A 13,842-nucleotide genomic window follows, 5' to 3' on the forward strand; every position below is an offset into this window, starting at 1 on the left:
CCCCCCCCCCCCCCCCCCCCCCCCCCCCCCCCCCCCCCCCCCCCCCCCCCCCCCCCCCCCCCCCCCCCCCCCCCCCCCCCCCCCCCCCCCGCCGCGTTTCCGGCCCGCGTCCGCGTTGACCAGGCATCCGCTGATCGGACGAGGCTCCGCACCGATCGTCGTGTTTCACTTGCTGAGACCCTCGGGCGGCGTAGCATGGCGACAGAGTGACGTGGAACTTCCACCCGTTCCCCACCGTCGCGGTTCATCCGGAGACCCACATGCGTTTCCTGATCGTTCGCACCGACATCCGCGCCGCCGCCGACGTGGACATCGTCGCCGCCTGGGCGTGCGGCGGCCGCCTGCGGGACGAGACCACCACGCCCGAACCACGCCGACAGATCGTGCACGCCGAGGACCGGGACGCCGCGCTGCTGCTGGCCCGGGCCCTGTCCACGGTGGGCGCGGTCCGCTCCGGAAAACAGCGGGTCAAGGTGCTCCCGCTCGACGAGCCGGCCCTCGGCTGGCGAACACGAAGCGACCGGGGCAGCTGACCCCTCCGAGACGTCCGTCGTGGCCGACCGGCTCCCCCGCCGCGTTCCTTGCCCAGCCGACCACGACGGCCCGTGTTCCCGGCCCGTGACCGTCGCGGCAACGGCGGCCACGGGCCGGGACCGCACGTTCGCGCGGCCACCGGCCCGGCCCCGCAGGTGCCGGTTCAGCAGTGGCCGTCGAGCCAGCGGTGGATCAGGAACAGTGCGATGGACGACCGCGGCGGCAGGACCAGCCGGGCGCCGCCCACATCCACCGGCCGCCCCGCCAGGGCCGCCCCGATCTCGGTGCGGGTGAACCACCGGGCGTACGCGATCTCCGCCGGGTCGAGCCGCACCGGGTGCTCCGGGTCGGCCGTGGCGAGGAAGCCCAGCATCAGCGAGCCGGGGAACGGCCACGCCTGGCTGCCCGCGTACGCGATGTCCTCGACCGGGACACCGACCTCCTCGCGGACCTCGCGCAGCACGGCGGCCTCGGCCGACTCCCCCGGCTCGACGTAGCCCGCGAGGCAGGAGAAGCGGCGCTCGCCGGGGGTCTGCGGCCAGGTGGCGTTGTTGCCGAGCAGGCACCGCCCGCCCGGCCCCGGCACGCCGTCGTGCACCAGCACGATCATCGCCGGGTCGGTACGCGGCCAGATCCGCTCCCCGGCCCGGTCGACGCGGGACCAGCCGGCCTCGTCCACCTCCGTCGGATGCCCCGTGGCCGACGAGTAACGGTGCCGCAGGTGCCAGTTGACCAGTGCCAGCGCGGTGGTGAACAGCCCGGCGTCCCGGTCGACCAGCAGGTGACCGACCTCGCGCAGGTGCGCCGGCCGGGCGCCGGGCACCGCCGGCAGCGGGGCGTCCACGGCGAAGACCGGCACGCCGTCGGGCTCGACGCCGAGGAACATCGGGGACGCCGCCGGCGGCAGGTCGGCCGAATCCAGCAGCACCAACGCCGGCGGCGACGTGTCGGTGCGCACGAGCGCCCGGCCCTCGTCGCCGGAGTCGAGCACCAGCACCCGCGCCCCGGCCCACGCCTGCGCCAGCCACCCCGGATCCGTGCGCCGGTGCGCCGCCCGGTCCAGGGTGGAGCGGGCCAGCGGCGGCGTGGGCTCCCCGCTCACGGCCGCGCCGGCTCGGTGACGACCGGGGTCAGCGCGGCGAGCTGCGGTGCGATCCGCTCGGCGTCGCCGAGCACCACGGTCACCGCACGGGCCGGGGCGAGGTAGCGGGCCGCCGCCTCGGCCACGTCGGCCACGGTGGCCTTCGCCAGCCGGGCGGCGTGCTCGGCCAGGAACTCCAGCCGCAGCCCGTTGCCGGCGTACGCGCTGGTCAGCGAGGCCAGCCCGGCCTGGGTGGACATGCCGAGCTGGAGGGTGCCGAGCGCGTACTGGCGGGCCTGTTCCAGCTCGTCCTCCCGGGGCGGGAGGCTGGCCAGCCGGCCCAGCTCGTACGTCGTCTCCAGCAGCGCCGGCCCGGTGACCTCGGTGGCCACCTCGGCGGCGGCGACCAGCACCGACCCGGCCACCGAGTGCTCGACGAGCGAGTGGGGGCCGTAGGTGTAGCCCTTGTCCTCGCGGATGTTCTCCACCCAGCGGGAGGAGAAGTAGCCGCCGAAGACCAGGTTGGCCAGTTGCAGCGCGGCGTGGTCGGGATGGGTGCGGGGCACCGCCGGCAGCGCGATGCGCAGCGAGGACTGCACCGACCCCGGCCGGTCGACCAGCAGCAGCGGCCCGGGCTCCAGCGGCGGGGCGGGCGGCAGGTCGGCGGTGTGCCCGGCGCCGTTCCACCCCGACAGTGCCTTCTCGGCGGCGTCCAGCGCCCGCTCCGGCTGCACGTCGCCGACCAGCACCAGCACCGCGTCGGCGGGGTGCACCCGCTGGGCGTGCAGGGTGCGCAACACCCCCGGCCGGACCGCGCGGACCGCCTCCGGGTCCGGCGTCTGCACCGCGTACGGGTGCGTGCCGTAGACCCGCTTGAGCAGGGCGGTGCGGGCCAGGTGCGAGGGCTGGCTCTGCGCGACCTGGATCCGGTCGACCAGCCGGTCCCGCTCGGTCGCCACGTCCTCGTTCGGGTAGGTCGCGCCGGTGAGCACGTCGGCGAGGATCTCCAGCATCCGGTCCAGCCCGGTGACCAGGCCGGCGCCGGAGAGCATCAGCCGGTCCGGGTCGATCCCGGCGGACAGCCCGCCGCCGACCTTCTGCAGCTCGGCGGCGATCTGCACGCTGGACATGCCCTCGGTGCCGGAGAGCAGGGTCTGGGCGAGCATCGCGCCCCGGGCGAGGTGGCTGCGGCCGAAGGGCATCCAGAGCCGCAGCTCGACCAGGGGCACCGCCGGCCGGCGTACGGCGATCACGGTCAGCCCGTTGCCCAGCGTGCGCTCGGCCTGCTTCGGCAGCTTGAGCCTGCGGTTCGGGCCGAGCGGCGGCAGCTCCCGCGGCCCGGCCTGTCCGGTTGCCGTCATCGGCCTTCCTCCGTTCGCGACTGCGGGGCTCGCAGACCCGGCTCACTCCTCGCGCTCATCGGGCGCCTCCGGCGATGACCTCGATGGACGCGCGGCGCTCGGGCCGCAGGGTGGCCGCGGCGGCCCGGACCTGCTCGTCGGTGACCTCGCCCACGAGCCGGGGCAGGTCGTTGAGCAGCCCCGGCTCGCCGCGCTGCTGCTCCAGCACGGCCATCCGCAGCGCCCGGCCGAGCACCGCGTCGGTGTCGCGCAGCAGGTGGGTCGCCATCCGGGCCTGGGTGCGGGCCAGCTCGCCCTCCGTCAGACCGTCGGTGGCCAGCCGGTCCAGCTCCTCGTCGATGGCGCGCAGCACCTTGTCCACGTCCCCGCCGGGCGGCAGGTGCGCCTGGAGCAGCAGCGCCGTCGGGTCCCGCACGTCGAACGGGTCGCCCATGAAGCCGAGGTAGCCGCCGAGGCTGGTCACCGCCCGGTCCCGCTGCACCAGCCGCTCCACCAGCCGGGAGGCGTCGCCGTCGGTGAGCACCTCGGCCAGCACGACGTACGGCAGGTAGCCGGCGAAGTCGGTGACCGGGTCGGGCACCCGCCAGGCGCCGGCCACCGCCGGCAGCGGGGCCAGCCTGTCGGTGTACGAGGTGCGCCGCTCCGCGGTCAGGTCGGGCTCGGCGAAGTCGGGCCGCTCCGGCGCGGGCCGGGCCGGCACGTCGCCGAAGTGCCGCTCGACCAGCGCGGTCGCCTCGGCGACGTCGATGTCGCCGCTGACGGCCAGCACCGCGTTGCCGCTGGCGTAGTAGCGGCGGAAGAAGTCGGCGGCGTCGGCGACGGTGGCCGATTCCAGGTCGACGAAGGAGCCGTAGCCGTCGTGCGCGTTCGGGAAGGTGTCGAACATGACCGGCGGCAGGGTCAGCCAGGGGAAGCCCCCGTACGGCCGGTTGAGCACGTTGACCCGGATCTCCTCCTTGACCACGTCGACCTGGTTGCGCAGGTTCTCCTCGGTCAGCCGCGGGCCACGCATCCGGTCGGCCTCCAGGAACAGCGCCCGCTCCAGGGCGTTGCTCGGCAGCGTCTCGAAGTAGTCGGTGTAGTCGAGGTGGGTCGAGCCGTTGAAGGTGCCGCCCGCCCCCTGCACGTGCCGGAAGTGGGCCAGCTTCTCCAGGTTCTCCGAGCCCTGGAACATCAGGTGCTCGAAGAGGTGGGCGAAGCCGGTGCGCCCCTCCGGTTCCGAGCGGATGCCGACGTCGTAGACCACCGCCACCCCGATCACCGGGGCGCTGCGGTCGGGGGTCAGGACCACCCGCAGGCCGTTGTCGAGGGTGAACCGCTCGACCGGGTACTTCGTCGCTGGAATTCTCGATCTCCGCGCCGCCACGGGATCGACCCTAGCGCGTCGGCACCCGCGCCATCGCCGACCTTCGGCCAGCCGCCGCGGCCGGCGTACCAACCGGCGCGCCCGCCGGTCCCGGCAGCCGGCGGCGACGCCGGGCCCGGCGGCCACGAAACCCATCCAACGGGTATAGATTGCCGCCTTTGCTGAGACGCCAGTCCCGTCATGTGGTTGACCCTTGACGCCAGCCCACCACCTGACCCACTCTTCCTACCAACTAAGTAGGAATACTGCGGATTGGATGGACGATGAGACGGCTCCCCATGCGTCGGTTGGTCTCCCTGGCCACCCTCGCCGTCGTCGGCGCGGCGACCCTGGGCACCGCCGCCGCCTGCGGCGACGACAGCGAGAGCGCGGGTGGCGGCTCCGGCCCGGTGACCCTGCGGCTCGGCTACTTTCCCAACATCACCCACGCGCCGGCGGTGGTCGGCGTGGAGAAGGGCATCTTCGCCGAGAAGCTCGGCACCGGCGTCACGCTGGAGACGAAGACCTTCAACGCCGGCCCCGCCGCGATCGAGGCGATCTTCTCCGGCGCGCTCGACGCCACGTACATCGGCCCGAACCCCACCGTGAACGCCTTCTCGAAGTCCAAGGGCGAGGCCGTCCGGGTCGTCTCCGGCGCGGCCTCCGGCGGCGTCGCGCTCGTGGTGAAGCCGGAGATCACGTCGGTCGAGCAACTGCGGGGCAAGAAGATCGCCACCCCGCAGCTCGGCAACACGCAGGACGTGGCGATCCGCCACTGGCTCAAGGAGAAGGGCCTCACGACGACCAAGGAGGGCGGCGGCGACGTCAAGATCGTCCCGCAGGAGAACGCCCAGACGGTGGAGACGTTCGGCAGCGGGGCGATCGACGGCGCCTGGGTGCCCGAGCCGTTCGTCTCCCGGCTGGTCAACGCCGGCGGGAAGGTGCTCGTCGACGAGCGCGACCTCTGGCCGGACGGCAAGTTCGTGATCACCAACCTGATCGTCAGCACCAAGTTCCTCAAGGCCCACCCCGACGTGGTGAAGAAGCTGGTCGAGGGGCAGGTGGCGGCGAACGAGTTCGTCAACGGCAAGCCCGACGAGGCGCAGCAGGCCGTCTCCGACCACATCGGCAAGATCAGCGGCAAGCCGCTGGACCTCAAGCTGATCAAGCAGGCCTGGCCGACGCTGGAGTTCACCAACGACCCCATCGCCTCCTCGCTGAAGACCGGGCTCGACCACGCCGTCGCGGTCGGGCTGACCCAGCCGGTCAGCCTCGACGGGCTCTACGACCTGACGCACCTCAACGAGGTGCTCAAGGGCCAGGGCAAGGCCGAGGTCGCGCAACCATGACGTCGACCACGACGGCGCCCCGCAGCGCGACCGGCCCGGTCGCGCTGCACGGCGTCACCAAGGTGTACGGGCGCGGGCCGAACGCCGTCCTCGCCCTGGACGGGGTCTCCCTCGACGTCGCGCCCGGCGAGTTCGTCTGCCTGGTCGGAGCCTCCGGCTGCGGCAAGAGCACGCTGCTCAACCTCGTGGCCGGCCTGGACCGGCCCAGCGGCGGGCGGATCGCCCTCGGCGAGGGGGTCGAGCCGGGGTTGATGTTCCAGGAGCCGGCCCTCTTCCCCTGGCTGACCGTCGAGGGCAACGTCGAGGTGCCGCTCAGGCTGCGCGGGCTGCCCCGGGCCGCGCGCCGGGAACGGGTCGCCGAGCTGCTGGGCACGGTGCACCTGGCCGACTTCGGCCGCAAGCGCCCCCACGAGCTCTCCGGCGGCATGCGCCAGCGGGTGGCGCTGGCCCGCACCCTCGCCCTGGACACGCCGGTGCTGCTGATGGACGAGCCGTTCGGCGCGCTGGACGCGATGACCCGCGACATCCTGCACGACGAGCTGGAACGGATCTGGGCCGAGCGGCGGCTCACCGTGCTCTTCGTGACGCACAACGTCCGCGAGGCGGCCCGGCTCGCCGACCGGATCATCCTGCTCTCCAGCCGACCCGGCCGGATCATCTGGTCCACCCCGGTCGACGTGCCCCGGCCGCGACGCATCGACTCCCCCGAGGTCGCCGCGGTCGCCGCCGAGGTCACCGACCGCCTGCGTACGGAGGTGGGCCGCCATGGCCGGTGACACCCTCGCCGCCGTCCCGCGTACCGACGCGGAGATCTCGGGGCTGGACGCCCTGGAACTGGCCGGCCGGGAGCAGAGCCGGCCGCGGGCCGCCCGGTTCTGGGCCGCGACCTGGCCGAAGCTGGCCGCGCTCAGCATCGCCGTCGGCGCGTGGCAGGTCGTGGTCTGGACCGGCTGGAAGCCCGAGTACGCGTTGCCCGGCCCGGCCGCCGTGGGGCAGGAACTGCTCCGGCAGGTCAGCGGCGTCCAGCTCTGGGACGGACTCGCCACGACGCTGCGCCGGGCGGCGGTCGGCTACGTGTTCTCGGTCGCCGTGGGCCTGCTGGTCGGCCTCGCGGTGGCCCGGTCGCGGATCCTGCGGGCGGCGATCGGCTCGATGATCACGGCACTGCAGACCATGCCCTCGATCGCCTGGTTCCCGCTGGCGATCCTGCTCTTCGAGCTGAGCGAGAAGGCGATCTTCTTCGTGGTGGTGCTCGGCGCCGCGCCGTCCATCGCCAACGGCGTGATCGCCGGTGTGGACTACGTGCCGCCGCTGCTGCTGCGCGCCGGCCGCAACCTCGGCGCCCGGGGGCTGAACCTGTACCGGTACGTCATCGCGCCCGCCGCGCTGCCGGCCATCGTGGCCGGCCTCAAGCAGGGCTGGGCGTTCTCCTGGCGCAGCCTGATGGCCGGCGAGCTGATCGTGGTCGGCATCTCGCAGACCTCGCTGGGCGCCCAGCTGACCTACTCCCGGGAGCTGTCGGACTCGCCCTGGCTGATCTCCACCATGATCGTGATCCTGGTCCTGGGCCTGGTGGTCGACGCCGCGTTCGGGGCGGCCGACAAGGCGATCCGGCGCCGCTGGGGCGTGCTGGACCAGGCCGGTCAGTGACGTGTACGTCTCCGCGCGCAGCGACTACGCGCTCCAGGCCATGCTCGCCGTCGCCGCCGCCGACCCGGTCGGCGGCGGCGGGCTGGTCAAGGCCGCGGCCCTGGCCGGCCGCCAGGACATCCCGCTGAGCTTCCTCCAGGGCATCCTGGTCGACCTGCGCCGGGCCGGCCTGCTGCACAGCCACCGCGGCACGGACGGCGGGTACACCCTCGCCCGCCCCGCGGCCGAGATCAGCGTCGGCGACGTGCTCCGCGCGGTGGGCGGATCGCTGACGACGGTCCGCGGGCTGCCGGCCGAACAGGCCGGCTACCGGGGCGCGGCGACCGGCCTCCGGGACGTCTGGCTGGCCGTGCACGGGGCGGTCGCCCTGGTGGTCGACCGGACCACCCTCGCCGACCTGCTGGGCACGCAGCACCCGGCGGTTGACACGCGGCAGACCCCCACCCGCTGACCGCCGGCTCCCGGCGGCGGCCCCGCCGCGGCGCTCGGACGGTGGCGGCTCAGCGGGCGGCGCTGGCGGCTCAGCGGGCGGCCCAGGGCGACGGCGCGGCCCAGGGCGACGGCGGTGGCTGACGGCGACGGCGGTGAGTCAGCCGGCGATGGTGGTCGGCCCCCCGGTCGGGCTGTGCAGCTCGACCGGGGCGGCCGGCGCGGCCCCGTCCGGGGTGGCGTGCCACGGCGTGAAGACCGCGACCATGGCGAGCAGCAGCCCGGCGAGCGCGACCGCGAGCACCAGCAGCAGTTCACGCACCGCGCCCGTGCCGACGTCGCTCGCCATGATCACCCCTCCCGCGCCGGGCGGTCCCGCCCGGGTCGTTCCCCCCGGCCCCCAGCTTCCACCACCACCGGCCACCGGAACAGTCACCGATCGGACGTAACGTCCGCTGATTCCCGACTCAGCCGGCGCCGGTCTGGAACGGGTGTTCGCGGACCGTCACGACCGGTCCGGTACGGGTGCCTGCCCACACCCGAGACCGACCGGGCCGGGCCGAGGGCGGGCGGGCGGGCGTCAGGAGGCGCGGGGCGTCCGGGGCCGCCGCGGCCGGCGGGGCCGCCCCGAGGCGCGGTGCGGAGACCGGCCACCCTCGCCGGCACGCCCGCCCTCGCCGGCCCGGCCACCCGAGCGTCCGGCGGCCGACGTGGCGGCGGCCTGCGGCGGGGGCGGCGCGATCGTCACCGGCACCCCGGACGGCTCACGGGCGCCGGTCACCCGGGCCAGTGCCTCGTCGCCGGGGCGTACCTGGACGGACTCGGGGCGGATGCCGGCAGTGCTCATCAGCCGGGACACGTCCCGGCGCTGCTCGGGCAGGACCAGGGTGACCACCGTGCCCGACTCCCCCGCCCGGGCGGTACGCCCACCGCGGTGCAGGTAGTCCTTCGCCTCGGTGGGCGGGTCCACGTTGACCACCAGGTCCAGCCCGTCGACGTGGATGCCCCGGGCCGCCACGTCGGTGGCGACCAGCGCGGTCACCTGCCCCGTGCGGAACTGCTCCAGGATCCGGGTGCGCTGCGGCTGCGACTTGCCGCCGTGCAGCGCGGCCGCGCGTACGCCCTTGGCCAACAGTTGGCGGGCGACCCGGTCGGCGCGGTGCTTGGTGCCCATGAACAGGATGGTGCGTCCCTCGCGGGCGGCGATCCAGGTCAGCGCGGCCGGCTTGTCCGCCGCGTCGACGTGCAGGACGTGGTGGGTCATCGCGGTCACGGTGGCGGTGCCCGGGTCGACCGAGTGCGAGACCGGGTCGGTGAGGAAGCGGCGGACCAGCTTGTCCACGCCGCCGTCCAGAGTGGCCGAGAAGAGCATCCGCTGCCCGTCCGGGGCGACCTGCTCCAGCAGCTTCGTCACCTGCGGCAGGAAGCCCATGTCGGCCATCTGGTCGGCCTCGTCGAGCACGGTGATCGCGACCTGGTCCAGCCGGGCGTCGCCGCGGTTGATGAGGTCGTGCAGCCGCCCGGGGGTGGCCACGACCAGTTCGGCGCCCGCGCGCAGGGCGTCCGCCTGGCGCTGCAGCGACAGGCCGCCGACGACGGTGGCGCAGCGCAGCCCGACGGCCCGGGCGTACGGGTCGAGTGCGGTGGTGACCTGCTGAGCCAGCTCCCGGGTCGGCACCAGCACCAGGGCCAGCGGCCGGCCCGGGCGGGCCCGGCGGCCGGCGGTGCGCGACAGCACGGGGAGCCCGAAGGCGAGGGTCTTGCCGGAGCCGGTACGGCCCCGGCCGAGCACGTCCCGGCCGGCGAGCGAGTCCGGCAGCGTCGCCGACTGGATCGGGAACGGCTCGGTGATGCCCTGGGCGGCCAGCTCGGCGAGCAGCGCCGGGGCCAGCCCGGTATGGGCGAACGACGGTACGACGGTGGTCATGCGGAAGCCTTCCTCGACGCGGCACGTGTCGAGGGAGGGCGCCAAAGGCGGCGCTGTCACCGGCGGACCAGGCCGCGGGTGACTCACAAGCACGAACCGAAAGGGGTACGGGCCGGCCCGCCGCCGCGTTCCGCCGCCTGCGTACGCAGGTGGACGGCGGGGCGGACCGGTCCCGTCACCACGCCCGGAGGGCGCGGTGGGTGTTACGCGAAGATCCGAAGATCAGAGCGGGCGGATGTTCTCCGCCTGCGGGCCCTTCTGGCCCTGGGTCACCTCGAACTCGACCCGCTGGTTCTCGTCCAGGCTCCGGTAGCCGGAGGTCTGGATGGCCGAGAAGTGGGCGAAGACGTCGGCGCCGCCGCCGTCCGGGGTGATGAAGCCGAAGCCCTTGTCAGCGTTGAACCACTTGACGGTGCCAATAGCCATTTTTGTCTCGTCTCCTTGACGGAACGTCGGGCCCGCACCTGTTGCGGGCCCGAAGAGGAGCGCGCCAGGCGGAACTGCCTGGCTCGCTTGTCGCTTCTGGTCGCCCCGCCCGGAGAACTCCGGACACAACAAAGAGCGCCTGGGGCCACAATCCTCCAGGCGCACACAGAGTCTCTGGGAACCATAACTGCAACCCGACCAACCTATCACGGATTCGCCGGATGACCATCGTCTGCCGGGTTTTCCGGCACCGAGGTGATCAGCGCGGTGAGCCCGTCGGCGTCGAGCAGGTCGGCCGGGCGCACGGTGACGTCGTCGCGCACGTAGTGGAACGCCGCGCCGACCCGCTCCACCGGCACCCCGGCCAGCTCCGCCCAGGCCAGCCGGTAGACCGCGAGCTGCACCGCGGCCACCTCGGCGGCGGGTCCGGCCGGCTGCCGGCCGGTCTTCCAGTCGACCACGTCGAACCGCCCGCCGGGGCGGGCGAAGACCGCGTCCATCCGGCCCCGCACCACCACCCCGGCGATCACCGTGGCGAACGGCACCTCCACCTCGACCGGCACCCGGTCGGCCCACTCGCTGGCCAGGAAGCGCTCCTGGAGTTCGGCGAGCGCCTCGTCAGGCGCGGCGTCGGCGTCGGCCGCGCCCGGCAGCTCGTCCAGGTCGAGCAGCCGATCGGCGCCGAACCGCTGCTCCAGCCACGTGTGGAAGGCGGTGCCCCGGCGGGCGTACGGGCTCGGCTCGGTGGGCACCGGACGGCGCAGCGCCCGGGCCAGCGCCGCCGGATCCCGGCGCAGCGCCACCAGCTGGGTCACCGAGAGGTGCCCGGGCAGCGCCACCTCGACCGCGCCGGCCTGCCGGGTCAGCTCGGCCCGCTCGGCGAGCAGCAGGTCGGCCTCCCGCCGCCACCGCGCGAGGTCCGGGTCGCCGGCCGGCGGCTCAGCTCCCGCCCCGGCGGCGTCGTCGCCGTCGGCCGGCCGTTCCGGGCCCGCCTCGTCACCGGGTTCCGGGCCGGCCGCGCCCCGCCCGCCGGCCGGCGGGCGGCCCGCCGCGTCGCCGTCGGCGAGGAAGCGGCGGACCAGAACGGCTGCCTCGGCCAGTGCCGGGCGGCGGGCGCCGAGCGGATCGGCCGGCCACTCGGCGCGGAGCACCACCTCGGTGGTCGGGTTGACCGCGTCGCCCGGCGGCTCCGGCGCCCACTCGTCGACCAGGTGCCCCGCGCGGCCGTCCAGGCAGGCGTCGTGCACCTCCCGCAGCAGCACCGACGGGCCGCGCGGCCGCTTGGTCCCCTCCCCCCACCAGTGGCCGGAGCAGAGCAGCAGCCGGCGGGGCCGGGTCACCGCCACGTACGCCAGCCGGCGCTCCTCCCGCTCGTCGTGCGCCCGCCAGGCGTCGGTGAAGTCCTCCAGCGCCCGGGCCACCCCGCGCTGGTCCTCGGTGCCGCCCAGGCCCAGCTCGGGCAGCCCGTCGGCGTCGCCGCGCAGCGGGAACGGCAGCACCCCGAGCCCGCCCAGCCAGTGGTCGGAGTTGCGCACCGGCCCCGGCCACACGCCCCGGCTCAGCCCGGCCACCGCGACCACGTCCCACTCCAGGCCCTTCGCGGCGTGCGCGGTGAGGATCTGCACCGCCCCCTCGACCACCTCCACCTCGCCCGGGCTGAGGCCGCGCTCCTCGTCCTCGGCGGCGGCGAGGTAGGCCAGGAAGCCCGACAGGGTGGCGCCCGGCGTCTCGCCGCCGAACCGGGCGGCGACGTCGCCGAGCGCGTCCAGGTGGCCCCGGGCCAGGCCGGCGTCCCCGGCGCCGTCCCGGCCGGCGCGTACGGCCACCTCCACGTCCAGGCCGATCGTGCGCTCGATGTCCGCGATCAGCTCCGGCAGGGACTGGTCCAGCCGGTAGCGCAGCAGCCCCAGCTCCCGGGCGTACGCGCGCAGCCGCGCGTAGCCCTCCGCCGAGTACGCCTGCGCCGGGCCGAGGTCGGCCAGCGCCTCGACCAGGGTCGCCTCGTCGAGCAGGTCGGGGGTGATCTCCGGGCTGCCGTCGTCGGCGAGCTTCCGCCGGGCGGCGGCGATGCCCTTCGCCCGCCGGTGCAGAGCCACCAGGTCACGCGGGCCGATCCGCCAGCGCGCCCCGGTCAGCAGCCGCAGCAGGGCCGCCCCGTCCGTCGGGTCCGCCAGCACCCGCAGCGTGCACACCACGTCCCGCACCTCGGGGGTGTCCAGCAGGCCGCCCAGGCCGACCACCTCGACGGGCAGCCCGCGCTCGCGCAGTGCCGACTCGATCGCGGGGATCTGACTGCGCAGCCGCACGAGCACGGCCGTCGTCGGCCGCAGCGGCACCGGGATGTGCTCGGGCAGCGCGCCGGGCATGGCAGCCGCCCCGCGCCAGGCGTGCAGCACGCTGTCGGCGATCCAGTCGGCCTCGTCGGCGTACGTCGGGAGCAGGGCGCAGTGGACGGTGCCGCCGGCGGCGCCGCGGGCGCTGCGGTGCGGCACCGGGTCCTTGACGCTCATCGCGGCGTGCAGCTCCGGCACCCGGGCGCCGGCGGCCCGCAGCGGGGTGGCCAGGGCGTTGGCGACGCCGAGGATCTCGGGGCGGTTGCGCCAGCTCGTGGTGAGGCCGAGCACCTCGGCCGGCGCGCCGTCGGCGCGGGCGAACTCCGTGGGGAAGCGGTCCAGGGTGCCGGCGCTCGCCCCCCGCCAGCCGTAGATCGACTGGCACGGGTCACCGACCGCGGTCACCGGGTGCCCGCCGCCGAACAGCGCGTTGAGCAGCACCACCTGGGCGTGGCTGGTGTCCTGGTACTCGTCCAGCAGCACCACCCGGAAGCGGTCCCGCTCGATCTCGCCGACCCCCGGGTGGTCCCGGGCCACCCGGGCCGCCCGGGCGAGCTGGTCGGCGAAGTCCATCGCCTCGAAGTCCTCCTTCCGCCGGGCGTACGCGCGCACCAGCGGGAGCAGCTTCAGCCGGGTCTGCTGGAGGGCCAGGGCCTTGCGCACGTCGGCGTAGACCCGGCCGGGGCGGGCCTGCACCTCGGCGAAGAACCGGCCCGTCCAGGCGGCCAGCTCGTCCGGGTCGACCAGGTGTTCGTCCAGCTCGCCGGCGAGCGCCAGCACGGCGTCGGTGACCGTGCTCGGCATCCGGTCCACCTCGGACATGTCGCCGTCGTAGTTGCGCACCAGCAGGTCGACGAGCTGCCAGCGGGACGCCTCGGTGAGCAGCCGGGTGGACGGCTCGTAGCCGGCCCGCAGCCCGTGCTCGGTGACGATCCGGCCCGCGTACGAGTGGTAGGTGGAGACGGTCGGCTCCCCCGCCAGCGGGTCGTCGAGCGGGTCCCGCCCCCGCCGCCCCAGCCGCCGCACCAACTGGTCGAGCCGCGTACGCACCCGGTGCGCCAGCTCGCCGGCGGCCTTGCGGGTGAAGGTGAGCCCGAGCACCTGCTCCGGCCGCACGTGCGAGTTGGCGACCAGCCAGACCACCCGGGCCGCCATCGTCTCGGTCTTGCCCGAGCCCGCGCCCGCGACCACCAGCAGGGGCTCCACGGGCGCGGCGATGATGGCCGCCTGCTCCCGGGTGGGCGCCGGCAGCCGCAGCAGCTTCGCCAGCTCCACCGGCGTGTACCGGGGGCCGGCGTCGGCGACCCGGGGCGCCGGTGTCGCCGTGCCGAACAGGGCGGGCTGGGTCACCGCTCCGCCTCAGTTCGCGACTGCGGGGCTCGCAAACTCACTCCTCACACTCACGGT

12 protein-coding genes are annotated in these 13,842 nt (G+C 75.1%); 5 read left to right on the plus strand and 7 right to left on the minus strand.

Features of this window, described 5'->3' with window-relative positions:
* Nucleotides 1-260: 260 nt before the first annotated feature.
* Complete coding sequence (locus ACZ6O2_RS11305; RefSeq protein ID WP_350704157.1) at nt 261-533, plus strand: hypothetical protein; 273 nt, start codon at nt 261-263, stop codon at nt 531-533.
* 164 nt (nt 534-697) lie between these two features.
* Here the strand turns inward: ACZ6O2_RS11305 and nudC are convergent, their stop codons facing one another.
* Genes nudC through ACZ6O2_RS11320 form a run of 3 tightly spaced genes read right to left on the minus strand, consistent with a single transcriptional unit; the run spans nt 698 to nt 4,342 of the window.
* A complete protein-coding gene (gene nudC / locus ACZ6O2_RS11310; protein ID WP_350703844.1) occupies nt 698-1,636 on the minus strand; it encodes an NAD(+) diphosphatase in 939 nt (312 codons plus the stop codon).
* Nucleotides 1,633-2,976, minus strand: coding sequence for a M16 family metallopeptidase (locus ACZ6O2_RS11315; RefSeq protein ID WP_466022764.1), 1,344 nt, complete (start codon nt 2,974-2,976; stop codon nt 1,633-1,635). The genes nudC and ACZ6O2_RS11315 overlap by 4 nt, the downstream gene beginning before the upstream one ends.
* A 55-nt stretch (nt 2,977-3,031) precedes the next feature.
* Entirely contained in the window at nt 3,032-4,342 is a 1,311-nt protein-coding gene (locus ACZ6O2_RS11320; RefSeq protein ID WP_466022765.1) for a M16 family metallopeptidase, read from the minus strand.
* A 263-nt stretch (nt 4,343-4,605) separates the two neighbouring features.
* On the opposite strand from ACZ6O2_RS11320, the gene ACZ6O2_RS11325 reads away from it, so the two are divergent.
* The 4 genes from ACZ6O2_RS11325 to ACZ6O2_RS11340 are packed head-to-tail and all read left to right on the plus strand — an operon-like array spanning nt 4,606 to nt 7,771.
* A complete protein-coding gene (locus ACZ6O2_RS11325; protein ID WP_466022766.1) occupies nt 4,606-5,670 on the plus strand; it encodes an ABC transporter substrate-binding protein in 1,065 nt (354 codons plus the stop codon).
* Nucleotides 5,667-6,446: an ABC transporter ATP-binding protein gene (locus ACZ6O2_RS11330; RefSeq protein WP_350703852.1), complete on the plus strand. Its 780-nt coding sequence runs from the start codon at nt 5,667-5,669 to the stop codon at nt 6,444-6,446. Before ACZ6O2_RS11325 ends, ACZ6O2_RS11330 begins: the two co-directional genes overlap by 4 nt.
* Nucleotides 6,436-7,320 carry an ABC transporter permease gene (locus ACZ6O2_RS11335; RefSeq protein ID WP_466022767.1) on the plus strand — a complete coding sequence of 295 codons (885 nt, stop codon included), beginning with the start codon at nt 6,436-6,438 and terminating at the stop codon, nt 7,318-7,320. Before ACZ6O2_RS11330 ends, ACZ6O2_RS11335 begins: the two co-directional genes overlap by 11 nt.
* A gap of 1 nt (nt 7,321) precedes the next feature.
* Nucleotides 7,322-7,771, plus strand: coding sequence for an RrF2 family transcriptional regulator (locus ACZ6O2_RS11340; protein ID WP_350703856.1), 450 nt, complete (start codon nt 7,322-7,324; stop codon nt 7,769-7,771).
* A 138-nt stretch (nt 7,772-7,909) separates the two neighbouring features.
* Here ACZ6O2_RS11340 and ACZ6O2_RS11345 read toward each other — a convergent pair whose 3' ends face one another.
* From ACZ6O2_RS11345 to ACZ6O2_RS11360, 4 genes are all read right to left on the minus strand, one after another.
* Complete coding sequence (locus ACZ6O2_RS11345; protein WP_350703858.1) at nt 7,910-8,098, minus strand: hypothetical protein; 189 nt, start codon at nt 8,096-8,098, stop codon at nt 7,910-7,912.
* A gap of 231 nt (nt 8,099-8,329) precedes the next feature.
* Nucleotides 8,330-9,676: a DEAD/DEAH box helicase gene (locus ACZ6O2_RS11350; RefSeq protein ID WP_466022768.1), complete on the minus strand. Its 1,347-nt coding sequence runs from the start codon at nt 9,674-9,676 to the stop codon at nt 8,330-8,332.
* Nucleotides 9,677-9,898: 222 nt separating this feature from the next.
* Complete coding sequence (locus tag ACZ6O2_RS11355) at nt 9,899-10,102, minus strand: cold-shock protein (RefSeq protein WP_067374184.1); 204 nt, start codon at nt 10,100-10,102, stop codon at nt 9,899-9,901.
* 206 nt (nt 10,103-10,308) lie between these two features.
* A complete protein-coding gene (locus ACZ6O2_RS11360) occupies nt 10,309-13,785 on the minus strand; it encodes an ATP-dependent helicase (RefSeq protein WP_466022769.1) in 3,477 nt (1,158 codons plus the stop codon).
* Nucleotides 13,786-13,842 lie beyond the last annotated feature (57 nt).

This window comes from Micromonospora sp. NPDC048040 (assembly GCF_055587185.1).